At 42.5% G+C, this 23904-nt stretch carries 29 protein-coding genes; 5 read left to right on the plus strand and 24 right to left on the minus strand.

Annotated features, from left to right (window positions below; genetic code table 11):
• Nucleotides 1–18 precede the first annotated feature (18 nt).
• The 4 genes from AC4E8B_RS13310 to AC4E8B_RS13325 all read right to left on the minus strand — a co-directional run bounded on the left by AC4E8B_RS13310 (nt 19) and on the right by AC4E8B_RS13325 (nt 2787).
• Nucleotides 19–906, minus strand: coding sequence for an SDR family oxidoreductase (locus tag AC4E8B_RS13310; RefSeq protein WP_490213866.1), 888 nt, complete (start codon nt 904–906; stop codon nt 19–21).
• Nucleotides 907–1298: 392 nt separating this feature from the next.
• Nucleotides 1299–1778 (minus strand): hypothetical protein, encoded by a 480-nt coding sequence (locus AC4E8B_RS13315; RefSeq protein ID WP_490213867.1) that lies wholly within the window; start codon nt 1776–1778, stop codon nt 1299–1301.
• Between the two features lie 161 nt (nt 1779–1939).
• Nucleotides 1940–2068: a hypothetical protein gene (locus AC4E8B_RS13320; protein ID WP_490213868.1), complete on the minus strand. Its 129-nt coding sequence runs from the start codon at nt 2066–2068 to the stop codon at nt 1940–1942.
• Between the two features lie 329 nt (nt 2069–2397).
• Complete coding sequence (locus tag AC4E8B_RS13325; protein ID WP_490213869.1) at nt 2398–2787, minus strand: hypothetical protein; 390 nt, start codon at nt 2785–2787, stop codon at nt 2398–2400.
• Nucleotides 2788–2888: 101 nt separating this feature from the next.
• On the opposite strand from AC4E8B_RS13325, the gene AC4E8B_RS13330 reads away from it, so the two are divergent.
• On the plus strand, nt 2889–3245 hold the full coding sequence (locus AC4E8B_RS13330; RefSeq protein WP_490213870.1) for a hypothetical protein: 357 nt from the start codon (nt 2889–2891) through the stop codon (nt 3243–3245).
• 176 nt (nt 3246–3421) lie between these two features.
• On the opposite strand, the gene AC4E8B_RS13335 is transcribed toward AC4E8B_RS13330, so the two are convergent.
• The 3 genes from AC4E8B_RS13335 to AC4E8B_RS13345 form a co-directional block, all read right to left on the minus strand.
• The gene (locus AC4E8B_RS13335) at nt 3422–3859 is read right to left on the minus strand and encodes a GNAT family N-acetyltransferase (RefSeq protein WP_490213871.1); all 438 of its coding nucleotides are present in this window, start codon (nt 3857–3859) and stop codon (nt 3422–3424) included.
• 195 nt (nt 3860–4054) lie between these two features.
• A complete protein-coding gene (locus tag AC4E8B_RS13340; RefSeq protein ID WP_490213872.1) occupies nt 4055–4588 on the minus strand; it encodes a GNAT family N-acetyltransferase in 534 nt (177 codons plus the stop codon).
• Nucleotides 4589–4849: 261 nt separating this feature from the next.
• Nucleotides 4850–5140 carry a DUF5316 family protein gene (locus AC4E8B_RS13345; RefSeq protein ID WP_490213873.1) on the minus strand — a complete coding sequence of 97 codons (291 nt, stop codon included), beginning with the start codon at nt 5138–5140 and terminating at the stop codon, nt 4850–4852.
• 275 nt (nt 5141–5415) lie between these two features.
• Between AC4E8B_RS13345 and AC4E8B_RS13350 the strand changes: the two genes are divergently transcribed.
• The gene (locus AC4E8B_RS13350; protein ID WP_490213874.1) at nt 5416–6192 is read left to right on the plus strand and encodes a Cof-type HAD-IIB family hydrolase; all 777 of its coding nucleotides are present in this window, start codon (nt 5416–5418) and stop codon (nt 6190–6192) included.
• A gap of 54 nt (nt 6193–6246) precedes the next feature.
• On the opposite strand, the gene AC4E8B_RS13355 is transcribed toward AC4E8B_RS13350, so the two are convergent.
• From AC4E8B_RS13355 to galU, 3 genes are all read right to left on the minus strand, one after another.
• Nucleotides 6247–7248: an NAD-dependent epimerase gene (locus AC4E8B_RS13355; protein WP_490213875.1), complete on the minus strand. Its 1002-nt coding sequence runs from the start codon at nt 7246–7248 to the stop codon at nt 6247–6249.
• Between the two features lie 25 nt (nt 7249–7273).
• Nucleotides 7274–8581: a UDP-glucose dehydrogenase family protein gene (locus AC4E8B_RS13360; RefSeq protein WP_490213876.1), complete on the minus strand. Its 1308-nt coding sequence runs from the start codon at nt 8579–8581 to the stop codon at nt 7274–7276.
• 112 nt (nt 8582–8693) lie between these two features.
• Nucleotides 8694–9578, minus strand: coding sequence for a UTP--glucose-1-phosphate uridylyltransferase GalU (gene galU, locus AC4E8B_RS13365; protein WP_490213877.1), 885 nt, complete (start codon nt 9576–9578; stop codon nt 8694–8696).
• Nucleotides 9579–9898: 320 nt separating this feature from the next.
• Between galU and AC4E8B_RS13370 the strand changes: the two genes are divergently transcribed.
• Complete coding sequence (locus AC4E8B_RS13370; protein ID WP_490213878.1) at nt 9899–10993, plus strand: CotS family spore coat protein; 1095 nt, start codon at nt 9899–9901, stop codon at nt 10991–10993.
• 2 nt (nt 10994–10995) lie between these two features.
• The gene (locus AC4E8B_RS13375) at nt 10996–12717 is read left to right on the plus strand and encodes a glycosyltransferase family 4 protein (RefSeq protein ID WP_490213879.1); all 1722 of its coding nucleotides are present in this window, start codon (nt 10996–10998) and stop codon (nt 12715–12717) included.
• A gap of 253 nt (nt 12718–12970) precedes the next feature.
• On the opposite strand, the gene AC4E8B_RS13380 is transcribed toward AC4E8B_RS13375, so the two are convergent.
• The 8 genes from AC4E8B_RS13380 to AC4E8B_RS13415 all read right to left on the minus strand — a co-directional run bounded on the left by AC4E8B_RS13380 (nt 12971) and on the right by AC4E8B_RS13415 (nt 19284).
• Nucleotides 12971–13651: a hypothetical protein gene (locus AC4E8B_RS13380; protein ID WP_490213880.1), complete on the minus strand. Its 681-nt coding sequence runs from the start codon at nt 13649–13651 to the stop codon at nt 12971–12973.
• A 296-nt stretch (nt 13652–13947) separates the two neighbouring features.
• Nucleotides 13948–14127 (minus strand): hypothetical protein, encoded by a 180-nt coding sequence (locus tag AC4E8B_RS13385; protein ID WP_490213881.1) that lies wholly within the window; start codon nt 14125–14127, stop codon nt 13948–13950.
• The gene (locus tag AC4E8B_RS13390; protein WP_490213882.1) at nt 14124–14603 is read right to left on the minus strand and encodes a hypothetical protein; all 480 of its coding nucleotides are present in this window, start codon (nt 14601–14603) and stop codon (nt 14124–14126) included. The genes AC4E8B_RS13385 and AC4E8B_RS13390 overlap by 4 nt, the downstream gene beginning before the upstream one ends.
• Before the next feature lie 167 nt (nt 14604–14770).
• Complete coding sequence (locus AC4E8B_RS13395; protein WP_490213883.1) at nt 14771–15625, minus strand: phosphotransferase family protein; 855 nt, start codon at nt 15623–15625, stop codon at nt 14771–14773.
• 151 nt (nt 15626–15776) lie between these two features.
• Complete coding sequence (locus AC4E8B_RS13400; RefSeq protein WP_490213884.1) at nt 15777–17348, minus strand: DUF4179 domain-containing protein; 1572 nt, start codon at nt 17346–17348, stop codon at nt 15777–15779.
• Nucleotides 17335–17871: an RNA polymerase sigma factor gene (locus tag AC4E8B_RS13405; protein WP_490213885.1), complete on the minus strand. Its 537-nt coding sequence runs from the start codon at nt 17869–17871 to the stop codon at nt 17335–17337. The genes AC4E8B_RS13400 and AC4E8B_RS13405 overlap by 14 nt, the downstream gene beginning before the upstream one ends.
• 561 nt (nt 17872–18432) lie before the next feature.
• Complete coding sequence (locus AC4E8B_RS13410; RefSeq protein ID WP_490213886.1) at nt 18433–18624, minus strand: hypothetical protein; 192 nt, start codon at nt 18622–18624, stop codon at nt 18433–18435.
• An 18-nt stretch (nt 18625–18642) separates the two neighbouring features.
• Complete coding sequence (locus AC4E8B_RS13415; protein WP_490219668.1) at nt 18643–19284, minus strand: pyridoxamine 5'-phosphate oxidase family protein; 642 nt, start codon at nt 19282–19284, stop codon at nt 18643–18645.
• Nucleotides 19285–19924: 640 nt separating this feature from the next.
• On the opposite strand from AC4E8B_RS13415, the gene AC4E8B_RS13420 reads away from it, so the two are divergent.
• Entirely contained in the window at nt 19925–20443 is a 519-nt protein-coding gene (locus tag AC4E8B_RS13420; protein WP_490213887.1) for an NUDIX domain-containing protein, read from the plus strand.
• A 24-nt stretch (nt 20444–20467) separates the two neighbouring features.
• Here the strand turns inward: AC4E8B_RS13420 and AC4E8B_RS13425 are convergent, their stop codons facing one another.
• The 6 genes from AC4E8B_RS13425 to AC4E8B_RS13450 form a co-directional block, all read right to left on the minus strand.
• Nucleotides 20468–21037: a histidine phosphatase family protein gene (locus AC4E8B_RS13425; protein WP_490213888.1), complete on the minus strand. Its 570-nt coding sequence runs from the start codon at nt 21035–21037 to the stop codon at nt 20468–20470.
• A gap of 103 nt (nt 21038–21140) precedes the next feature.
• The gene (locus tag AC4E8B_RS13430; protein ID WP_490213889.1) at nt 21141–21335 is read right to left on the minus strand and encodes a hypothetical protein; all 195 of its coding nucleotides are present in this window, start codon (nt 21333–21335) and stop codon (nt 21141–21143) included.
• A gap of 55 nt (nt 21336–21390) precedes the next feature.
• The gene (locus AC4E8B_RS13435) at nt 21391–21882 is read right to left on the minus strand and encodes a GNAT family N-acetyltransferase (RefSeq protein WP_490213890.1); all 492 of its coding nucleotides are present in this window, start codon (nt 21880–21882) and stop codon (nt 21391–21393) included.
• A gap of 54 nt (nt 21883–21936) precedes the next feature.
• A complete protein-coding gene (locus AC4E8B_RS13440) occupies nt 21937–22464 on the minus strand; it encodes a GNAT family N-acetyltransferase (RefSeq protein WP_490213891.1) in 528 nt (175 codons plus the stop codon).
• An 18-nt stretch (nt 22465–22482) separates the two neighbouring features.
• Complete coding sequence (locus AC4E8B_RS13445) at nt 22483–22668, minus strand: zinc ribbon domain-containing protein (protein WP_490213892.1); 186 nt, start codon at nt 22666–22668, stop codon at nt 22483–22485.
• A 35-nt stretch (nt 22669–22703) separates the two neighbouring features.
• A complete protein-coding gene (locus tag AC4E8B_RS13450; RefSeq protein WP_490213893.1) occupies nt 22704–23792 on the minus strand; it encodes a threonine aldolase family protein in 1089 nt (362 codons plus the stop codon).
• Nucleotides 23793–23904: the final 112 nt, after the last annotated feature.

Below are 23904 nucleotides of genomic sequence, written 5' to 3' on the forward strand. Positions count from 1 at the left end.
GATGGTTGGTTTTCTCACTTATGCAAGCTCAATCCCGCCAGTGACTCCATATACCTGCGCAGTCACATAGCTTGATTCCTCTGAAGCAAGGAACACATACACGCTTGAAAGCTCGACCGGCTGTCCGGCGCGCTTAAGCGGTGTGTCCTGGCCAAAAGTCGGAATGACTTCCTGCGGCTGGCCTCCGGAGATTTGCAGCGGCGTCCAGATTGGCCCTGGTGCCACAGAATTCACACGGATTCCTTTCGGCGCTACCTGTTTTGCCAGCCCGCGCGTGAAGCCGTTGATGGCAAACTTTGTAGCGGCATAATCCAGCAGGTTCGGACTAGGGTTATATCCCTGTACGGAAGAAGTGGTGATGATTGAAGCTCCTTCGGGCAGATGCGGAAGTGCAGCCTGTACAGTCCAGTATAGGGAGAAAACATTGATTTCGAATGTTTTGCGAAGCTGTTCGCTTGAAAGGTCTTCGATCTTCTCAACAGCCTGCTGCTTACCGGCTACAAGAGCCAGCACATCAAGGCCTCCCAATTCTGATTGGGCCTGTCCGATCATGTCCCTGCAGAATGACTCATCGCTCAAATCACCCGGGATCAGGACAGCTTTGCGGCCTTCCGCTTCAATCAGCTCTTTGACCTCTTCTGCATCCTTCTGTTCTTCAGGAAGGTAGTTGATTGCAACATCGGCGCCTTCCCGTGCGTATGCAATGGCTGCAGCACGGCCAATCCCGGAATCACCGCCGGTCACCAGCGCTTTCCTCCCCTTCAAACGCCCAGTTCCTTTATAGCTTTTCTCACCGCAATCAGGCTGGGGATCCTTCATCTCATTCTGGACCCCTGGCGGCTCCTGATACTGCTTCGGGAAATCTCCATTAAAATATTGCTTCAGCGGATTTTCAGGGTTTGACATTCTCCAGCACTCCTTTTTTGTGAATAATAGTCTCAATACATAAAAAAGCATGCTTTTTATATTGTGCAGCTCTTCACTATGTATCCGTAGTATTCATTTCCCCTTTCTGCCGCTGATAAACTAGAATAAAAATTTGAAGAAGCAGTTGAACGCTTGTTAATATATGTATATTTGTAGAATCACCGGCTTTTTATCACTAAGAATCCCGCCTGATTAACGGCGGGATCCAAGGTCACACGTTTATATAGGTACTCTCACACATTTCCTTTCTTTTTTACAAAGTTCATTTAATTATAGGTTTTTGAGAGGTTAACTACACAATATTGGTATTTCAATGTATTTAAAAATACTTATACATCAAAGCAAGGAAAAACTTCAGCAAGCATACCCACTCATTCAAAGCAGGTGCACTCCGTACTGCAGCGCCGGATATGCTTTTGGGACAGGGCCTCAAGTGCTTTTCTCAAATTGGATACTGTAATGTAGAGAGAATCATTTTCTCCGTTGTATAAGGCTTTTACCTCTGTTCGGCACCAAAGGGTGCCATATATTTCGTTTAAGGTACCCGGCACTCCTGCTGGAATATTGGTAATAGCGATAACCGCTTCTTGCTTAAAATAGATATGAAGGCTATTAAGGATCTTCCTTACAGAGCGCAGTGTTTCTTTTGTTTGGCTGTTCGTGCCGCCAGGCACAAACCTGACAAAATTTTTTAGGCTTTTATCTTTAGTGAGCATGATGGCCGCAATATTGATGGATCTATCCGCTAATTTTTCAAGCAATCGCCCAAGGGTTTTATCACTTGCAAAAAAAGTGAACTGTTCTATGATATCTATGTCCAAGCCAGGAGAACAATTTTCGTGGCTTTTCAATTTTCATCACTCCTTTGATAGTATTCTCAATATACTATGGCAGGCAGGACTGAAAGGCTTGGACAAACATAATGCAGCTTTATGCACATTTTTTGGTTAGATGAATATACTAATGCTTGATGAAAACGAAAAGCCGGGACACCTGTTCCCGGCTTTCTCGTTTACTTTTTCTTTACATTATCATTTGGTGAATCTCCTGTTGCTTTAATGCCTTTACTATTATTCGAGCCAAAGGTCTGGCCGTCATTCGTAACCTTGGCCCCTTCGAGAAAATTATCCTTTGTTTTCATAGTCGTCACCCCTTTTGTTTATTGTTACACTGCCATGTAAATTTATTCTTTGAGTGTTGGGTAATCTTTCATAATATATTGACTATTCCGGTATATTATAAATAATATAATTTGCAGGAGATAAAACAATGGTAAATCGAAGACGCAAGAAAGGTTCCATCGGAGAAAACAGCAAAAATTTGCTTATGAAAATTGCAGCCGAAAAAATTTCTGATAAGGGCTAATTAAAACCAGCGGTTGCAAACACAATTTTTACCTAGTTCCGCTGTTTTCTTTCTGTCATCATGATCAGCCTGACAGTTATTTTATTTATAAAGGGAAGTATATACTTATTGCTGACCCAGCAGTTTCTTCAATTTTCCAGTCTGCTCTTTATCGGCAAGAAAAAAATGTTCTCCTTCTTTAAGGATCGCTGTATCGTCCTCTTTGTACCATATATAAGCAAATATCTCAGCAACACCCTCTTTTGGTCGCTTTATAACAAAAGCCGTATCTGCTGCTCTTTGCGGATCTCCAGGTGACTTTTCCTCTGTCAATTCGTCATTCAAAGAACGGAGCTGCTGGATTTGCTCTTTATCTTTTATATCAGTATTAAAGCGCACCCCTTCGACTCCATTTTCAATGAAAGGTTTCCCGACTGACAAAACTTGTTCAGCTGAACAGCCTGCCAGAATAGCAGCCAGCATATATAATAGCAGCAAAGGATTTCTTTTTTTCACATCCAGGCACTCCTTGCAAGATTTCTATAATGATTAAGCTTAACAGAAATTTCACCCTTTTTTAAACTTAGCTGTGAAAAAATAACAAGGGAGCTAACTTTATGAAAAACATTTTACCTGGATTGATTATGTTTCTTGTTCTCCTGCTCGCAGCCTGCGCAAATAATGGAAATCCCCAGCCAAAAGACTTTCTCAAGGAAGATGAAGCTGATATTTTTTTATTTGAAGATATTGTTTACTCCAATGCCGAAGATCTCGATTGGGTCGCCGAACTGACATATTCACTAGAAGAAGAAGCAGGTGAAATCACCAGTCAATCAGACCGGCCTTTTGGCTTCAAAAACGGGACGGCCAATAAACTGCCGGCCGGGACAAAAATATATGAAACAGACACACCTATTATGATCGCTATTGTAGAAGGCAAAGAAATACCCTATCTTGCCATGATAGAAGGCTAAATCATTATGGCTATCCCTCGCGAATAATTCCATGACTTGCAGCGAGCAGCACTTCCTTGCCGTCTTGATTGGTAAAAGTGGATTGGATCTTAATCTTTTGGAACCCTTCCTTCTGTTCAACACTTGTTTTTTTTTTCCTCCCGACAAAAAAAGGAAGCCCATAAAGGGCTCCTTTCTTAAAGTTCTTTTACAACAGCCATCTCCCTGCCAAATCTGTCTCCTTTATCAATAAAACCAAGGCTTGCATACAAGTTATGTGCAGCCAGATTGTCAGGATGATAGCCGACAGCTATGCTTTGGGCATCTGGCAGCTGTGCTATTTTCTCAATCATCAGAAGCGTGGCTGCTTTGCCTATTCCTTGCCCTTGCAAACTGGAATCAATCATAATTCTATATATCCAGAAAGAATCCATTTCTTCCGGAACCGTATTGTACATCAATAAGCCTGCCATTTTTCCATTATAAAAGATGGCATAAGCTCTTAAGGTCTGTTCAAAATGAGACTGCAGGATCGATACTGCATTAGACTCTATATAAGCCTCCTGGTCACTGGCTACCTTCAGCTGGCAGCAATCATACCAATTTTCTTCATTGATTTCTTCTAATGTAATCATTATTTTCCCCTTTCATCCTTAGGGGATACGCTGGACTATTATGTTAAGAAGCCGTAATCCCCTCTGTGCTGTTATGCTGTCTTCTTGCGGTTGTTTGCATAATGAACGCCTCCTCTAACAAAATGGTCCAGTTATTTACTGGGAACCTTCATAATAGCAGAATTTTCTATCTTCGTATATACTTCTCTTTTATGATTACCGCTTTTCTTTTAAAAGAGAATATAGATATGTATCATTTGGCTTTCCATCCTGATACATATAGTCCCTCAGCACACCTTCCTTCTCAAAACCCAGCCTGCAAAGGAGCTTATTTGATGCTTCGTTCTCAAGAAAAACGACTGCTCCGATCCTGGACAGATCCATTTCTTCAAAACCATAAGCAATGACCATTTCTGCCGCCTCTGAAGCATATCCTTTCCCCCAAAAGCCAGGATGGAGCTCATAGCCTATTTCAGCGCGATGGTGCTTGGGAAGCCAAGAGTTAAATCCGATGGTGCCTATCAGCTGATTAGTTTCTTTTACTTCGATTCCCCACCGGACTCCTCTTTTTTCGCTGAAGATCTTTTGGAAAAAACGAATCATTTCTTCCGCCTGTTCTACCCGCTGTAAAGCATCCTGTCCGTAATGGCGTACAACATCACTTCTCGAAAAATACCCAAACAGGCTTGCAGCATCCTCCATCACAATCTCCCTTAGCGTTAATCTCTCTGTCTCAAGCTCCTTAAACATGTAGTTCCCCCCTCTGAATGTCATTTACTAATTTTACAGATATTTCTCTATTTGTTAAATACTTAAAAGACGCCTCCCATACGTTGAACCAAATGTAAAAATAGAAAAGACCAGGAAAGATATCATCTCTGGACAGGACGGACAGCTTGAACGGATACTGGATTATGTAGAGAAGAATGGGCAGAGATAACCAGAGGAACTGCGAGGAAATGAAATTTAATCATCCAGAAAAGTGAAAAGGACCTTCTCCACAGGTCCTTTTCATCTGGCCATATAAAGAAGAAGTGCTGCAGCAATATTCGGGAGTCCTATTAAAATAGAGGCAGCCGCTGTTCTTCTGCGCTTTTTTCTCTGCTCTGGCGGTTCTTCCACATGCAAATCGGCTTTAAACCGATGAGGTCCCATAATGATGCCTGAAATAAGGACGGAAGTTCCCCAGAACAGCAGGCCAATGGCCCCGGTCACCAAATGGGCATATTCCAAGATCCCAAATAATAGCGAAGCTGTTACACCAAGGATGGATATTAAAATGCCAATCAAAATATATATCAAACCGCTTCCCCCTTTCTCTTATCTGTAATACGATGCTGGCTGGGTTTTAGTTTCATAACAGACGAAATACTCTGACAAAATCATTTTTTCTTTTCGATTCGTTTTACAGCAGCGGACAATTCCTCTTTTGTGTGATAGAACAATGGCCAAATAATAACATAATTTTTTAAAAATGTTAAAATGTTCTTTACGCAGCTCTTTAATGAACTTAGACAATGCTAATGTCCATATGTATAAACTTATAGACTGATATCTATTATCGCGCGGAGGTTCTTATGAGTTATAAAATTGTATTTTTTGATGTGGATGGGACAATTACTCATCATGAAGATGGCAGCATATCAGAACAGACGAAGGAAGTTATCCTCAGGCTCAAAAAGCAGGGAATAAGGGTCGCTGCTGCTACCGGCAGGCCCCTTTCTTTGTGCAGGGAGCTTGAGGAGCTTGGCATAGATACATTTGTGACTGCAAACGGCGGTTATGTAAAGCACCTGGATCAGGTCATCCATAAAGTCACGCTTGATCAGCAGGTTATCCGTGATGTAGCAGCCTTTTCTCAGGCTGAAAATCATGGTTTATCCTTTTTCACAGAAGAATTCAGCACAAACGGCGTTCAGAGTGAAGAAATTCTGCAGATATTGAAGGAAACCCTGGCCTTCACCGATTACCCGCCATTTTACTCTGATATCCATGAACAGGAAGTTTTTCTGATGTGTCTGTACGCAAATGAGAAAATGATGGAAAAATACATCCACGCTTTCCCCCATCTGTTTTTTCAAAGATGGCATCCGTTTATAGCAAATGTGCTCCAAGAGGAAATATCCAAGTCTTTGGCCATTATGAAAGTGCTGGAATTCTTTGAGCTTGAGCCATCAGAGATGATTGCATTTGGGGATGGGAACAATGATATTGATATGCTTGAACTGGCCGGACTTGGCATTGCTATGGGCAATGGAACGGACAGACTGAAAGAAATTGCTGACTTTGTGACCCTGAAATCCAGTGAGGATGGAATCGGGTATGCCTTGAAAAAATATGGCATCCTTAAGTAAATCAGCTTTTTTTAATAATGGCTGCGGCCTGCAAAAGAACCCCGGATATCAAAATCAGGGGTTCTTTGCATCCGGCTCAACCTGATAATATTCCTTATACCAATCGGCAAACTTCTCCAGCCCTTCCTCAATGGCTGTTCCAGGCTTGTAGTCAATCAGCTTCTCCAGATCATCAACTTTGGCAAAGGTTTCTAGCACGTCTCCCGGCTGCATCGGCTTTAAGATTTTTATTGCCGGCATGCCCAGTTTTTCTTCCAGGACACTGATGAAATCATCCAGCCGCACAGGCTGGCTGTTGCCGATATTATAGAGTCTGTATGGCCTAGTCTTCTCAGGTCCATTCTCCATTAACCTCCAGATTGATTCTGTTACATCATCCACATACGTAAAGTCTCTTTTCATATTTCCATAATTATAAACTTCAATAGGTTCATTTTTCATGATCGCTTCTGCAAAACTGAAATACGCCATATCAGGCCTGCCCCATGGTCCATAAACAGTAAAAAACCTGAGGCCGGTTGCAGGGAGATTATATAAATGGCTGTATGTGTATGCCATCAGCTCATTAGCTTTTTTCGTTGCTGCATATAAACTGACTGGCTCATCGGTACGATCTTCCACAGCAAAGGGGATGGTTTTACTGTTGCCGTAAACAGAACTGGACGAAGCATAGAGAAGGTGTTCAATATTATATAGACGGCAGCATTCCAATACATTCATAAAACCTGCCACATTGGATTGGATATACGCATGCGGATTTTGCAGGCTGTAGCGGACACCAGCCTGGGCTGCCAGGTTTACAACAATTCGGGGCTTATGCTGGCTGAAGAGGGAGTCAAGGAGCTGATGGTCATCAAGGGATCCTTTTATGAAAGAAAAACCGGAAAAGTTCATTAATTGTTCAAGCCTTGCCTGCTTCAGGTCCTGGTCATAATAGTCATTGATATTATCCAATCCCAGTACGTGGAGACCTTCTTCAAGCAGCTTCTTAGATAAGTGAAAGCCGATAAATCCCGCACACCCGGTAATAAAAACAGGATTCTTCTTATGGTGCATCCATTAAGCTCCTTTCCTTCTAGGTTTAAAATGAACTTATGCCGACCCCCTGATATATAAAACCCATTTTTGTCATTGCTGAAGGGTCCAGTGCATTGCGTCCATCGAATAAATGATTTCCTGACGCGAGCACTTTTGCTTCTTTCCAATCCATTTCTACTATTTCTTCCCACTCTGTAACAACTAAAATGGCTTCGGCCTCCGTAACTGCTTCTAAAGGGGAAGCTGTGTAGGAGATCGCCGGATATATTTTTTTCATATTTTCAGTTCCTTTAGGATCAAAAGCTGTTAGGATGGCTTTTTTTCTCAAGAGGAAATCAATGATTCTGAGTGAGGATGCTTCCCTGATATCATCTGTTTGAGGTTTAAAGGTAAGTCCAAGCAAGGCGATTTTTTTCCCGCTCAAAGACCCTAGAGCGTCTGTTACTTTCTCCATAAACCAATCAGCTTGGGTTTCGTTAACGTTTGAAACAGCGGTGAGTATGTTCATGGGGATTTTCTTTTCTGAGGCAATGGCGAGCAGCGCCTTTAAGTCCTTAGGAAAACAGGAACCGCCATACCCTATACCGGCTCTAAGAAACTGAGGGCCAATCCGGCTGTCCAGGCCCATGCCTTTTGCGACTTCATTAATGTTTACTCCTGTTTTTTCACATAATCGTGCCAGTTCATTCATAAAGGATATTTTAGCCGCCAAGAAAGCATTTGAAGCATATTTAATCATCTCCGCGTCTCTTACTGATGTAAATAATAGAATGGACGGCACATCCTTATACAATCCTTCCATGGCCGTTTGGCATGGGCCCGCTTCGCATCCTATAACAATTCTTTCAGGACGAAGGGCATCCTCTAAAGCCTTTCCTTCTCTCAAGAACTCAGGATTCGAGACAATATCAAAAGAAATGTTTTTGTTTCTTTCAGCAAGTTCATTCTCAATTATTTTTTTGATATGGTTTCCTGTGCCGACAGGAACGGTGCTTTTGATGACAATGACTTTATAATCATTTAAGAGGCGGCCAATCGATCTGGCAGCAGCTTCTACATAGGATAAATCTGCTTTTCCATTATGGGACGAAGGTGTGCCTACTGCTATGAAAATAAATTCACTCTCAGTCACACACTCTTTCAAATCGCTTGTAAAACGGAGGTATCCATTTAATGAAAGCTGCTGAAACTCACTTTCTATCCCTTTTTCAAAAAAGGGAAGTTTATTCTGTTTCATCATGCTGATTTTTGACTCATCCTGATCCATAACAAGCACTTTATGACCGTATTTGGCAAATGCCACGCTTGTGGTAATTCCGACATAACCGGCTCCAATAACTCCTACATTCATCTCTTCACCCCGAATCAACTTCTGCCTGTACGCCTCCAGAAAGGCGATTTTCTATAAAGTATGGCAGCCGGTCCCAATCTGCAACCGTCAAAAACCCACTTGAAACCCAGATCTATTGTAATTTATCTTCTGCTGAAAGTTTTCTTAGATAGCTTGAAATTTCAGCTTTGAGATCATCACGGTCTAAAGCAAAATCAATTGTCGCCCGAATAAACCCGGCCTTTGTTCCGATATCATAACGCTGCCCCTGAAAATCGAAGGCCAGTACTGTTTCTGTTTTGTTTAAAATATTCAGGGCGTCAGTCAGCTGAATTTCCCCGCCAGACCCCGGGGGCAGATCTTTAAGAATGCTGAAAATTCCCGGTGTTAAAATATATCGCCCCATGATAGCCATCCTGGAAGGAGCCAATTCCTTTTTCGGCTTTTCTACTAATGCTTCGATACTGAAAACATCATCTTGTAAGCTTCTGTTTTTCGGTTTGATGATACCGTATTTAGAAACCTCTTCCTCTGCTACCTGCTGGACTCCGGCAACAGAACACTGATAGTGGCTGAATACACCGATTAGCTGCTGCAGACAGGGTACACTGGACTTAACAATGTCATCACCGAGCAAGACAGCAAAAGGCTCGTTGTTGACGAAGCTTCTGGCACAATAGATGGCATCACCGAGACCCTTCGGCTCCTTTTGGCGGATATAATGAATATTTGCCAGCTGCGATATTTTCTGGACTTCCCTTAACAGGCTATGCTTATTTTTTTTATAAAGGGTTTCTTCAAGCTCATAGGATTTATCAAAATGGTCTTCGATAGAACGCTTGCTCCGTCCGCTTATGATAATAATATCCTCTATCCCCGATGAAACTGCTTCTTCGACAATATATTGGATAGCCGGTTTGTCCACAATCGGGAGCATTTCCTTTGGCAATGCCTTCGTTGCCGGGAGAAATCTCGTTCCAAGTCCTGCTGCAGGAATGATTGCTTTACGTATTTTCACTTATTCCTCTCCTTTCTAAGGACTTGCATAACTCTTGTTATCTATTTCTATGGCAAAAAGGACCAATGCGTATGTGGGATAGCACAGAGGGACGAAATATTACTGATTATTCTCGATAAGCGGGGGAGCTGTCCTATACAAAAAACTTTTAAAATCATAATTTAGTAAAAAGTACTCTCCCATCAAATGACCCCGCTTTTTCTATAAAAAATAAGAAAAAATTCGGGACAAGAGCTTTAAGGTGGAACTCTTTACTACAATGACTCTTCCTTGGCTGTTGAACTTATGGGAAACTACTTATTAATTTAAGGAGGGATAGCATGGAAAGGATAGAAATTGTTCCATGGGAAGTCACCGAAACCATGCATGAATTTTTCGTTCCAGAATATATAAACGAGCTTGCTGCCGAGGTTCTTAAATCCTACGACCTTTCTGTTCAGAGCATGACGGTGGTCACAACGAAGCCGGATAAAGGCGGAGCGATATGGAAGCTTGAAACAGTATCAGGCCCGAAAAGCTTAAAGCTTTTGCACCGCAGGCCGACGAGGAGCCTGTTCAGCCTCGGTGCCCAGGAGTACTTAGTTGATGTCCAGGAAGCCAGGGTCCCGCCCATCTATAAAACAATGGACGGGCTTAACTATGTTGAAGCAGGAGGAAAGCTTTGGTTCGCAGCTGAGTGGATTGAGCCCCTGGCACCGGTTACCAAGGACTTGGAAGGTGCTAAGCAGCTTTGTTATGCGCTCGGCGAGTTTCACCGCTTAAGCAAAGGGTATACGCCCCCGCCATCTGCTGAAATTGCTTCAAGAATTTTAAAATGGCCGAAAAGCTATCAGAAGGTGCTTAACAAGATGGACTGGCTCCGAAATATTGCGGCTGCATATAAAGAGATGCCGGCAAGCGAAAGTTTAATAAACGTAGTCGGCCATTTTGAAGAACAAGCTAAGCAAGGAATAGAAAAACTGAAATTGTCAGCTTATGCCGATCTTGCATCAAAGGGAAATGAGTTCTGGGGACTTGTGCACCAGGACTACGGCTGGTCTAATGGCCAAATGGGCTCTGGCGGGATGTGGATTATTGACCTTGACGGAGTTGCATATGATTTGCCAATCCGCGATTTAAGAAAGCTAATAACAGGTTCAATGGCAGATTTGTACAGATGGGATATTACATGGGTGAGGGAAATGATTAAAGCCTATCACGAAGCAAATCCAATATCTCCTGAACTGTATGACCTGTTATTGATAGATCTTGCTATGCCAAATGAATTTTACAAGAATTTGAAGGAAGCAGTATATGAACCTGAAATTTTTCTAAATGATCAAACGACACAACTAATCCAAACAATCCTGGACACAGACCAGACGAAATGGCCTGTGCTGGAGGAAATCCAAAATGACTGGAAGGGAGCCCAATAACCATGAAAATCTTAATGATCTGTACAGAGAAACTTCCTGTGCCTCCAGTCCTGGGCGGGGCGATCCAAACCTATATTTCCGGAGTCCTTCCCCATATAGGAAAGCATCATGATATTACCGTCCTCGGAATCAGCGATGTATCGCTTCCCGATCAGGAAACAATGGACGGTATTCACTATGTGCGTGTTCCCGGCAAATTATTTGACCTTTATCGCGAGGGTGTTGCCGGCTATATCGAAAAAAATCAATTTGACCTGATCCACGTCTTCAACCGTCCCCGCCTAATCCTTCCCGTCCGACAGGCTGCTCCAAAGGCGAAAATCACCTTGAGCATGCACAATGATATGTTCGGTGCTGATAAAATTGATCCTGAAGAAGCTGCAGCAGCATTAGAAGAGATTTCAAGTATTGTTACAGTCAGCAATTATATCGGAAATGTGATCAGGGAGCTTTATCCTCAAACTGCCCCAAAGCTTAAGACCATTTATTCAGGAGTAGACACCCAGCGTTTCCTGCCAGGGACTCATCCAAAAATTCAGAAAACCCGGAACGAAATCAGAAGCGCACATGGTCTTGAAAATAAAACCGTGCTGTTATTTGCCGGGCGGCTCAGCAACAACAAAGGTGTTGACAGGCTGGTCAGAGCACTCCCTCAGCTTTCGGAAAAATTCAAGGATCTGGCCCTAGTTATAGTCGGCAGCAATTGGTTCAGCCAAAATCATGTCACAGATTATGTCGCATATGTAAGGGCACTGGCAAATAAACTCCCGATACCTGTGGTTACTACGGGTTTCGTCGCTCCGAGCGAAATTCATAATTGGTTCGCAGCCGCAGACCTGTTTGTATGTACGTCACAGTGGCAGGAACCGCTCGCACGCGTCCATTATGAAGCGATGGCTGCAGGCCTTCCTATAGTCACGACCGCAAGGGGAGGAAATCCCGAAGTTATATTGCCAGGAGAAAACGGACTGATTGTTGAAAATCCTGAAGATCCAAACTGTTTTACAGAGAGAATCTCTGACATTCTTTCAAACAAATCTTTGATGAAAAAAATGGGGGCTAAAGGAAGAGAATTGGCTGTGTCCCAATATGAATGGCCAAGGGTCTCCTCTGAGCTGCTCGGCGTCTGGAATCAGGCAATATTTACAACTAGCGGCATGGCTGCTGAAAGTGCCCTGAATCATGAACCTCAAGAAGCTTTAACATTGATTGACACTGCTAATGAACCTGCAGACCCATTCAAGGAAAATAATGAAACAGCTGTCACCATAAACGAAATGGCTAAAGCAGGCAAAAAAGAAACACTAGTGACTCTTGAAACAAAATCATCACAACCTAAACAGAAAGTTAAACAGGCACCCCCCCGAGAAGAACAAAAACCTTCCGCCAGCCAAAGCCGCTATGGAGGGCTTCTCAGTCTTCTTAATGAACCTAAGAAAAAGTCGAATCAGGAGTTAGTCTCCAGGAAAACCAGAAGCAACAAGAAAAACAATGCAGAATCGGATACAGATGCTGCAATTAGTAAAGCTCCCACCTCGGTTAAATCCAGTGCTGAAAAAAGAGACAGTAAAGTAAATTCTGAACACTACAAAACAAAAGAGACAACCAAAAACGAGAAGCTAAAAGGGATTATCAAAGAATGGCTCAGGGAGTCTGCAGCAACAGCCCTTGAACAGCTTATGGAAGAACAAGCAAAAAAAGAAAGCAGAGTTAACCGGAAGTAAAAGCAAAAACTGTTTGGACAATACTGAAAATGTTTTGTAAATAAGTATGAAAGCAAAATCCTATTATTTCTTTCCCTTAAGATGATTGACGAATATCAAAAACACAAGATTTTACACTTCCCCCCCGTTTGGCCGCCATATAAGGCGGCTTTTTTTTAGGCAATTTTTGAGGATTAAAAAAGCCACATAAAAAAACCGGATCCTGCAGCAACTGTCTGCGGGATTGACCGGTTCTTACACCTATTTTCCTATCTTAAAGTGCCATTCTGTCGAGTATGAATGTCCTAAGAAATTCCCGTCTTCTGAGCCGGGTCTTCTCTGTATCATTTCCTTCGAGTGCGGCTCCTGCATCAGCAGATTGTGAGCCGTCATCTTCATCTTCTTCATCGTCTTCGTCTTCGTCTTCGTCTTCATCATCTTCATCGTCATCGTCATCTTCATCTTCATCTTCTTCATCATCTTCGTCTTCATCGTCATCGTCATCTTCTTCATCTTCTTCATCTTCATCTTCATCATCGTCATCTTCTTCATCTTCATCGTCTTCTTCATCTTCATCTTCATCATCGTCATCTTCTTCATCTTCATCGTCTTCTTCATCTTCGTCTTCTTCGTCTTCTTCGTCTTCGTCTTCGTCTTCTTCATCTTCGTCTTCTTCATCTTCTTCTTCGTCTTCTTCATCTTCTTCTTCTTCTTCTTCTTCTTCTTCTTCCTCTTCTTCTTCAGTTAATCCAGCAGCTTCTTCATCCTCAGCTCTTTCAAATTCTGTTTCAGAACCATCTTCAAACTCAACCTTTAAAGTGACTTGCCCGACTGCTTCATTATTCAACGAACCTGTCAGAACTCTCAGCACCTCTTCATAAGATGAATTTTCGTTCAGCTCGATTCCCTCTAAGAACTCTATTTTGATTTTGGCTTTTACAACTTCGTTTGACATTACTTTTCCTCCCTGGGAAGTTTCTTGTTTTTTAATTTTGCTTAAACCTGTCCAATTTGTCTTCAGAGTTACTGAATCCTTAGTATTAGATTATGTTTCTATTGGATTATTGATATAGGACAACTTTCTCATGTTGCAGCATAATACAAAAATTGAGTAAATACCCCTGCTGCAAAAAGCTGGCTGCCAAAAAAAATGCATAAAAAAAAGCATCAAATTGATGCTCACGAAAATTCCTTATTGTCACTTTTCCGGATGCAAGCAGGAAAAAGACATCTGGTGAATATGCCAGTTTCTTATGAGTTCGAGCCCCCATGATCCCTATTATCACCCATCATATAATTCGAGTCATCTCCTGGCTTGGCATGGGGTTGGGTGATATTGGGCGGATTATTATTGATTTTTTTCCTCCGCCAGTCGATCAGAAAGGCAAATCCGAGGACAAGGAAAATAAATATAAACAGAAACCAAATCATGATTTTCCTCCTTCTCCATAATATTCAAGCGGTATTTTCAGCTCTCCGATTATCAGCGTATTTCCCTCACCCACTTCATATGACATCTTTATAAATTCCATCTGGCTCTTTTCAGCGAGTTTTGAATCATCTCTAAATTCTTTTCCCTCCTGATAAACATATGGTAAAACCCTGCTATAGACCTTTATGGCCACACCATCATAATCTTTTTGCGGAATTTTATAGGTAAATCCGGTGATTGCAAAATCAGTATTCTCAATTATCGTATAGTTTTCTGCAATCATAAGCCTTGGCAGGATGGATACAAGAATGATGAGCAGCAGGAGCACCGAGGTCATCCCAGGTATTTTTTTATTTTTAAAATATATTCCCGAAGCCAGTGTGAACACAAAGACCATCAGGAAGTCGGGAACCAATGCTGCCATCTGCAGGTCTTGCCCTTCTGGTCCGATAAGAGCGAAGCCTGCAGCCGACATAAAGATCATGGCCAGTCTAATGAGGAGATACATTCCGGTGATCCCCAATAATGTTAAACAAAAAAATGAGCGGATAAAATAAACAGGACGTCCACTGGCAGACATCATCAGACCTCCATTGATCAGGCTTTTTGGGAATCAATCGACTTACTTCAAAAAGGAAAGCCCTAGAGCATCGAAGCAAGCAGCAGCTCATTCTCCCTCATAAACTCTTTATGCTTCTCCGCTCCCCTCTGCTGTCCCCAGCCGACAGAACAAAAAGCATCATAAAACTTATAAAATGGAAGGATGCTGTCCAGATCAATAATCGGCCTGATGTTTTCATAGCCTTCAACATAGGCTTCCTTTATACCCTCATGCTGTTCCCAAACATCCCGGTTAATTTTTGAAAAATCCATCTCAGGCGATCCGAGACGGGCACTTTCAAAATCAATGATTCCGGCAACTTTATTATCTTTCACCAGGATGTTTCCCAGCCTGAAATCCAAGTGGATGATGCATGGGCCATCAGGTTCGGGAAGATCCTGAAGACTACTATAAAAATACCTCTGTGACTTTTCAAGCAGACCTTTAGGAAGGACTTTGGAAGCATGCAGGGTGAAGTCTTCAAACTTCTCCCTGACCATCGCTCTCCATGCCATGTGATCGAAGCCGGGACAATCCCCGGGCAGCGGGGCATTATGCAGCATAGCATGATGCCGGCCGATTTGAAAGGCAAGCTCCCTGTCAACTCCCCCGCTGCAAGGTTCACCTGCAATTCCTTCGAGCAGCAGAGCGCCTGCAGATTCTTCATTTCCTTCCCAATAATCAAGGACTGAAGGCACTGGAACATGCCCTCTCAATAATTGGAGCATTTCCATTTCCCTCTCCAGCTTTATCTTAGAATAGGGAATTTTCAGATAAACTGTCTGTCCTTCCTTCAGTGTTAGCCTGTATACTGTTGAACTGTAGGAATTTGGGACATCGCTGATATGATAAGCATCTATGCTAAACTGGTCAATGTATTTCTGTATAAGGTTCATGTAATCTCCGTTTCTATTATATGCTTTTAACAAAGCCAGTGCTTTTGACTGCAAATCCTGTGCTGGTGCTTTGATGTTTCCTTTTCTTCATAATTCGATTTCAAATTGAAAAACCCTCTAAAAAGTAATAAATTGTAAAATAAAAACAGGGTCAGTGCCCTGCTTTTCCATCCAAATCGATCGTTATTTTTTTGCTGCTGAGTTCAGTATAGCTGTAGCCCTCGATCTCCAGCCGCTCAGGAATCACTTCCTTGCTTCCGTCACCAGTTAGATTGATGTTATGCCTGGTTGTATACAGTCTCGGTTCGATGAGCTCAGCTGTACGCATAAAATATTCATCTGTTCTGTATCTTTGGCCATCTTTGTCGATAAAATACCCTTCTGAATTGCTTCCTGATGAAGTCATGCCTATTGCCGAAATCGTATACCGCAGTTTTTCGTATGCGCGATTTTCCGGCAGCTCCTCATTCATGACCATTGTCGTTGTTTTGCCTGTTTCGATGCTGTCGATCGATATTATGTTCCCTTTATATTCAAACTCAATCGGAAGCTCTTTTCCTGCCAGTTCAACGGTTTGCGGTTTGTCAATAGAATATTGTAAAGCCCCTAAATGAACGGATATACGTTTCGGCTTTTCTCCATAGATAGAATCAAAGGAAGCGGTCACTGTATTCCATCCATCGCCTGATGAGTCGCCGCCCTGACCAAACAGCTGATTTTGCACGGTGCCATTTTCTGTTTCAATGCTCTTGACTGCTATATAATCCAGACTTTTATCTTTATGAGTGTTTTGGTATCTGTAGGTAAGCATTGTAGCTGTCGGTGCAATGACGATCTTGTCAAAGACAATTGGATTCCCGTCAGCTTCCGTTTTGGCGGATAAAGGATATTCTATACTAGGGTGCTTTTCCACCGGAATCTTAAATGACCATTCCCCTTTTAAAGTCTCAGGTTCTAATTCTTCTGCCCGTCCCTTTTCTGATGATTCAATGAATTTCTGAAGCCTCTGGATTTTCAGATCAATGGTGCCGGATGGCTGATCCATTGGTGCCACTGACAATTTTCCTCTGAAGGTTTTTTCTTTAGTGGAATAAAGGTTGATTTGGCTTCGTATAGGAGAGAACGATGGTTCATCCTTATTTCCCCAATACTCAGCTGCATTCACGACTTCCAGTCCGTCATAATCAAGCATGAAAAGGTCTGCATTCTCCAAATTTTCTACTTCATAATAAATCAATGTCTGGATGTCATCGGCTGCCACACTGGTAATTCTTACTTTGACTCCATTGCTGTGCTCTTCCAGGTCCAGCTTCTCGCCAAAACCTGACTGAATGTATTGCTGCTCCTGTTTGCTTTCCTCGGCACTGAAGCTCTGCCACCAGTCTTTGAATGTACTGAATCCTCCATTTGCTGCTGCCGTGCCGACAAATAAGGTTAAGCAGACAGCAGCAGCCACACCGCCGATCCTGCTGGCATTTCTCGTTTGCTTCTTTTTTGACTTTGTCTCTCTGACCCTATTGCCTACATTCATCATAAATCCTTCAGGCATTTCAATTTTTTCTGATATTGAGGTCAATTCTGCTTTCATATTCTGTATCTGCATCCACTCATCTGCACATTTTCTGCAACCTGCAAAATGGTCTGCCAATTTTGACTCGTCTTCAGGCTGAAGCCTTCCTTCCAGGCTATCCAGCATCAGGTTTTGTATTTCACTGCATGTCATGGCTGCCGCCACCTCCATATTCTTTGCGAAGAATCAGCAATCCTCTGTAAATACGGCTTTTTACAGTACCAACCGGGAGACCAAGAATTCCTGCGATTTCTTCCTGGGAAAATCCTTGTATATATTTCAGCAAAATCGGCTCCCTGAACTTTTCATCAACCTGCCCCAGTGCATCCAGTACATCAAACGTTTCTGGAGAAAGATGATTTCCGGCCTCATATTCCCCAATGACTGCTTCCTGCTGCCTGCGCTTATTCTTTCGGTAAAGTTCCCGGCACTCATTAATAAAAATCGTTGTGACCCATGTTTCAAAATACCGGTCCTTCTTCAGCTTACCGATATGGTCATGAACTTTAAGAATTGTATTATGGAATACATCTTCCACATCATGATGATTCTTCAAATAAGCCCAGCCAATTTTGTAATACTTGGATTTCCTGGACTCAAACCAGCTTAAGACGGCATCGATATCTTTTTCCTTGATTTTTTTCAGCATAATTGAATCTTTTATCGCTTTAATCACACTCTTCCCCCGGCTCCTTCCTGCTGTCTCTTTGCTAATTAGAGGATTGAAGGCTGCAGAAAGTTCCCTTTAATTGAAAAAAAGGTTCTTTTCGCATAGATCGTTGCTATCTTGTCATCCTTATAAGACATGATAAAATACCTCTTCAGGAGGCGGCTTCTTCCCCATCCGGCCATAAAAGAGCGGACCGTTCCTGACCTGAATGGGGGAATCAATGACAGGTTGAAAAATAAGCGGAGAAATTCCCCCTAATTTCAAAAAAGCTATAAAAATAGCTCAAATAGACGGAGAAATTCCGGCTATCGACTCTAAAAACAGGAAAAAGGGCAACTCCGCTCCGTTTAACCGGAAATTTTCCGCTTATATACACCCACCCGTTCCATATTCAGCAGTCTAACCGGAAATTCTCCGCTTATTTTTAGGCTTGCTGGCCTCTCAAACCAACAATGAAGTTAAACCATAAAATGTAAAATGTATATTTAAAAGCAGCAATCTTTACGAAAATAGCAAAAAAAAAGAGCTGCAAAGCAGCCCACATCCAGATAATCCACAACTTTTCTTTCATTTCCAGCGAATATGTTGGCTATAAGGATCATATACCCCTGTCAACAAAAGTACACAAATACAAAGAATTAATGCGGCCCCAGTCAATATTGCAGCAGCCGCCTTTTTTTTTTTGCTGAAAATAGAACATCCTGCTATCAAGAGACCAGCAGCTATGAACAGCAGCGTAAAGCCCGCTCCAATGCTCATGTTAAAAATCTCCCTAAATCAATAAAGCCGCTTAACATATCCTTCATGCAGCTCCCTTTCCACCTGCTCAGCCGAAACATTCTGTATCTTTGTATGAGCGACGAGCATTTTAGCGGCAGAAGGAAGGTCCTCTTTTTCTGCCCATGTGTCCGGTTTCCACAGCCCTGATCTGATAAAAGCTTTGGCGCAATGGGTATAGCATTCTCTCACTTGCACCCCGATGCCGAACAAAGGCAGCTTCCCGTTTACAGCACTGCTTTCCAAAAGCTCAGGATCGCGGACTATATTTGCTTTTCCGTTGATCCTCAAGGTCTCTCCCAGCCCTGGAATGAAAAAGATCAGTCCAACATGAGGATTTTCCAATATATTCTGGACAGAGTCCAGCCTTTTATTGCCTGGCCTTTCGGGGATAAATAAATGTTTTTCATCCAAAACGGACACAAACCCCGGCATATCTCCCCTTGGGGAAACATCACATTCGCCGGCACGATTGGAAGTGGCCATCGTCAGAAACGGTGACATGCGGATGAACTCCCGGCAATGTTCGTCGATTAGCGGTATCACTTTTCTTGAGGCCCTTTCACTTGGAGACCCGACGACAGAACGGAACTCTTCAAATTCTTCTTTAGTTTCTATCACATTTTTAAATATCGTATTCAATTCAATCACCTTTTCCACCAGAATTACTTTTTCGAAAACCTGTAGCACTCATGCTCATTCTGCCTAACAATCACTCTTTTTATCTGTAAATGCCCATGTTAAAAATAGCCTGGCGCAAGTAATACATAATGCTATACTTACCTTCTTTTTCCAATCAATGCTTTCTCCCCGGATTACATCAAATAGACTGATAGAAAACATCCAGATCAGAAAAAAGACTGCGGGATAATATTTAGGGTTCCTGATAAGCCTGTTCCCCCATTCTTCATTACAAGACTAACCTTTTTTCAGGAAAGATTTACACTCAAACTTCCAAATAAGTATATGTATTCAGTATAATAGACGAAATACTGGCAGGAAAGATTCAATTTTCTGCAAAAAAAAGAGAAGCAGTTTCCGCCTCTCCTTTCGCCTAGTCTAAGATACCTGATGAAGGTTTGATAAATTCTGTTTATCCTTTGGATTTACAACAAGTTTTGTGAAGGTCTGGGCGCGGCCGGACCCTGTCATGTCTGCAAAAAGGAGATATACCAGAGTGGCTGTTTTGACCCTATTATTCAAAAACATATAAATTTGACACATTCCGAACTGGTTTTCCAAAGATATCCATCATAAAATAGAAGAGTAAGGAGGTGTTTTCATGTCTGATGTGTTTGTGTATTGGGGAGATGCGAGAATCAAGCTTTCCTGGACTAAAAGCAGTTCATTGCCCGCCTTAGACAGGATCACGAGCATCCATAGCTTTTGCTTTTATAATGATCAATTATTGCTTGTCAATCTGAATGAACGGGGATGGGATTTTCCCGGTGGTCATCTGGAAGAAAATGAGACAGCGGAAGAATGCTGCAGGCGGGAAGCCTGGGAAGAGGGCTATATAGAAGGGAATTGTACCCTTCTTGGGTATATTACCGTCAGTCATGAGGAAAATCCGCTTTGGAACGAACAAAGCCCTTATCCCAAAATCGGGTTTCAGGCTATTTATACAATGGAAATAGAGCAGCTGCACCCTTTTGAAGGGAATTTTGAATCAGCAGAGAGGATGCTGATAGATCCTGAAAAAGCTTCTCTATGGTACAAGAGCTGGAATTCGCTGTACGAAGAAATACTAAAAGATTCATTGGCCAGCCGGCAGCTAGGCGCCGGGCCTCCTGCTTTTTAGCGGAGGCCTGTACGGAGATGCAGATTAATGCCATAATCTTGTTACATCTGCCAGCTTGAAAGCTTCGAATTCTAATTTATAAATATCAGGCTTGGAAGAATTCAATAAAAAGTCCAGTCCGTATCTATCACAAAAAAAGCCCATCATTAGAGTCATAACCGCTCCATGCGTACCTATGGCAATTTTCCTGCCCTGATTTGTTCTAATCATATCAAGCAATACTCTTGTAGACCTATCTTGGCAAGCTCTGTTCGACTCCCCGCCAGGCAAAGCATAATCAGGGTCGGAAAAAGAGCGTTCCAGCAGCGGCAGTAATTTCTCTCCACTTATAATAGCTTCTTCCGGCAAGAATACTCTTTCCTTCAAATCCTCAAAAATATAAATGTCCTTATTAAGCTGTGCTGCGGCCCCCTTCACTGTCTGGATAGAACGCTGATATGGACTTGATGCAAACACCTCAATTCCTTCATCAATTAGGCATTCACACACCCTTAGAGCATCACTTTTTCCCTTTTCAGTCAGCCCTCTTGATCTTTCATTTTCATTTTTTTTGGGCGACTCTCCATGCCTCACCATGTATATGTACGTTTTCATAGATTCTCCTTTGTTGTCCAGTTAAGCTGCAGCCGGTCCAAATATTTAAAAGGAAAAGGTCACAGTCCTTTCCTTTATCGTGCACCTATTCCACATACAAATATCACTTTCTCTTTTTTACAAGCTGAGAATATATAAAAAATCCGCAGGTCGCTGCTATAAGCAGCAAGTGGGGAACCAAATAGTATTCTGCCGGGACGAACCAATACAATATAACTGACACAGCTATAACTGGCAGCATGATCAGCAGCCAGGCTCTGACAAGCTTATTATCCAGGCTAAAATCGAAGCGATCCATATGGACTCCTCCCTCTATAAGTTTTTTAGGATTAAAAGGATGAGACTTGAAAGCATTAATTAGTCAAACGCAAAACCATTCGGATCGATATTAACCTATGGCCCTCAAATTCCTCCTCGAACTCTTTGATATGCTCGAAGCCTTTCGCTTTATAAAAGTTTTTGCCAATTTCATTTTCTTTTTCTACATTTATATAAATCTCTTTGACACCAGCCAGTTCTTCAATCCCTTTAGCAAGAAGAGCACTTCCAATACCCTTGCCCTGTGCTTCAGGATATAGATAGATAGCAGCCAGCTCTGCCTTGCCATCCTTGTTGACAGGTGTAAAGTTGGCAAACCCGGCAATCTTTCCTTCGTCTTCTGCAACAAAAAGGTATGAGTGAGTAAGCCTCTGCTGCATCCTTTCGCTGCTGTAAGCTTCAGCCAGGAATTGATTCTGCACCTCCCGGGGGATGATGCCTTCATAGGTGCTGTGCCAGCTGGCTCTCGCGACTTTTTGTATCTCTTCAATATCTTTTTGTTCCATTTTTCTAATGATGGTATCCATCTTCTTCTCCCCCAGCGAGTTGTGATAAGACTTTTACTCTTCATCATGCCGACTTTAGTTGATGATTCTGCCCATCACAATTGTGTTATAGTAGTTTCCATCAGACAGCTGCTTATCCTTCCGCAATACACCTTCGATTTCAAAACCATACCTTTTATAAAGCCGGATGGCATTTTCATTCGTTTCCAGCACCTGCAGGGTGATTTTTTTTATATCTGCGTCTTCCGCCCATCGAATCGAATCAATCAGAAGTCGCTTACCGATTCCATTTCCCCAATATTCTTTAAGAACGCATACGCCGAACTCCACTTTATGGGCCGTTCTTTTTAAATTGGACCCTTCGCAGCGGGAAAAGCCGACAAGTTGGCCATCCGCTTCAGCCACCAGAAAAAGATGGTTCTTCTGTTTGCTGTCATTTAAAATGATATTCTTAAATCCTTCTTCATTGATAAAATTCTCGCCGCTCTCCCTGTCCATGTTCTCTGTTTCGCCGTCGATTTTCACTCTCAAATCTGAAAGGCTCTTAGCATCTTCTATCTTGGCGATCCTTGTTGAAAAAGTCACTTTAGCGCTCTGTTCCAAAAATAATCTCTCCTCGATTTAAAGTAACTTCCCGGGATTCCTAACTTTAAAAAAGTGGATATAACCGCATTTCCCACAAAAAATGGCGTCCACCTCTGAATATTTCAGGACGGTTTTTTTCTTAAAAATAGACCCATAGCCTTTAAATTCTCCGGTTCCTCTTTCTTCTGAACCGCACTGCGGACAAATCTGTACTTCGGTCATCTAAAAGCTCCTTTCAGCAAGCTGAATCACTCACCTTAAATCTTTGCCATCTTTTCATTAAGAAGCTCGAATGCTTTCTCCAGCCGATCCTTTGATGCTTCTCCATATAGATCGCCAATGCTGAGCTCAAAATAGCATGCTTGGCCTTCTTTATCTCTTAAATTTCCGGTAAACCCTACCCCTGTTTCTTCCTGGACTTCCACCAGGATCGGCTCTATTTCTTCCTTCCGGTGCCGGAAATATACATGAAACATATTAGACACAGGAACAGCTGGCAACGTAGATATCCCTTCGCAGCTGTTGAACATATTTGCAAGCTCTTTCGCTTCCTGATAGTAATCTGCCATTTTTCCTGAACGCCTGTCAAAATAATAATCTGCGGAAAGTATGTAAGGATATAGGCTGATCAAATCGCCTCCATGCCGGCGTTTCCAGACCTTTGATTTTTCCGTGAACTCTTTACTTCCGGCAAGAATGGCACCGGCAATCCCGCCGATTCCTTTGTAGAGTGAGATATAGACACTATCAAACAGTGAACACACTTCTGCGGCTGTTTTATTGTAAAACGGAAGCACTTCCAGTAAGCGGGCACCGTCGAGCTGCAGTTTGATCCCTTTTTCACGGCAATAAGCTGATATTTTTTCCAATGTCTCGTAATCAGGAAGCTGTCCGCCGATCTCACGCTGAGGCAATTCAAGCAGCAGGCAGGCAATATCCTCTTCCATGCCAGTGACATCATTAAGTTCAATCACCCTCGTTTTGTCTGCGAGCAGGACTGTTTCGATATGGTGCAGTTCTTTCAGCCCGTCTTCTTCATGGATTTCAAGATGGCTTAAAGGATGGTAAGCCACCTTCGCAACGCCCTTTTCGTCACACCAGATGCGCAAAGCAATCTGCTGTGCCATTGTTCCGCTTGGGAAAAAAACAGCAGCCTCCTTTCCGAGCAGTTTTGCCATTTTATCCTGGAAGTCCTCGATTACCTTCCCCTTGCCGTATATTTCACTCTCTATGCTGCCGCTGATATGTTCGAATGCCTTTTTCAATACTTCTACATTCCGTTTGCCATGGCCGGCGAGCGGATATTTAGCCAGGCTGTATGACTCTTGAAGCGATTTAGTTTGCATATGTATTCTCCTGTCTTTTCAGAATAATAGAATTATATCCCAAAGCGAGCTGCCGGGTCTATGGAATGCTCTGTTCCAGGAAAAAAGGGCCGCTGCAATGGCTGCCCTTTCC

It is taken from the genome of Bacillus sp. SRL543 (assembly GCF_984799205.1).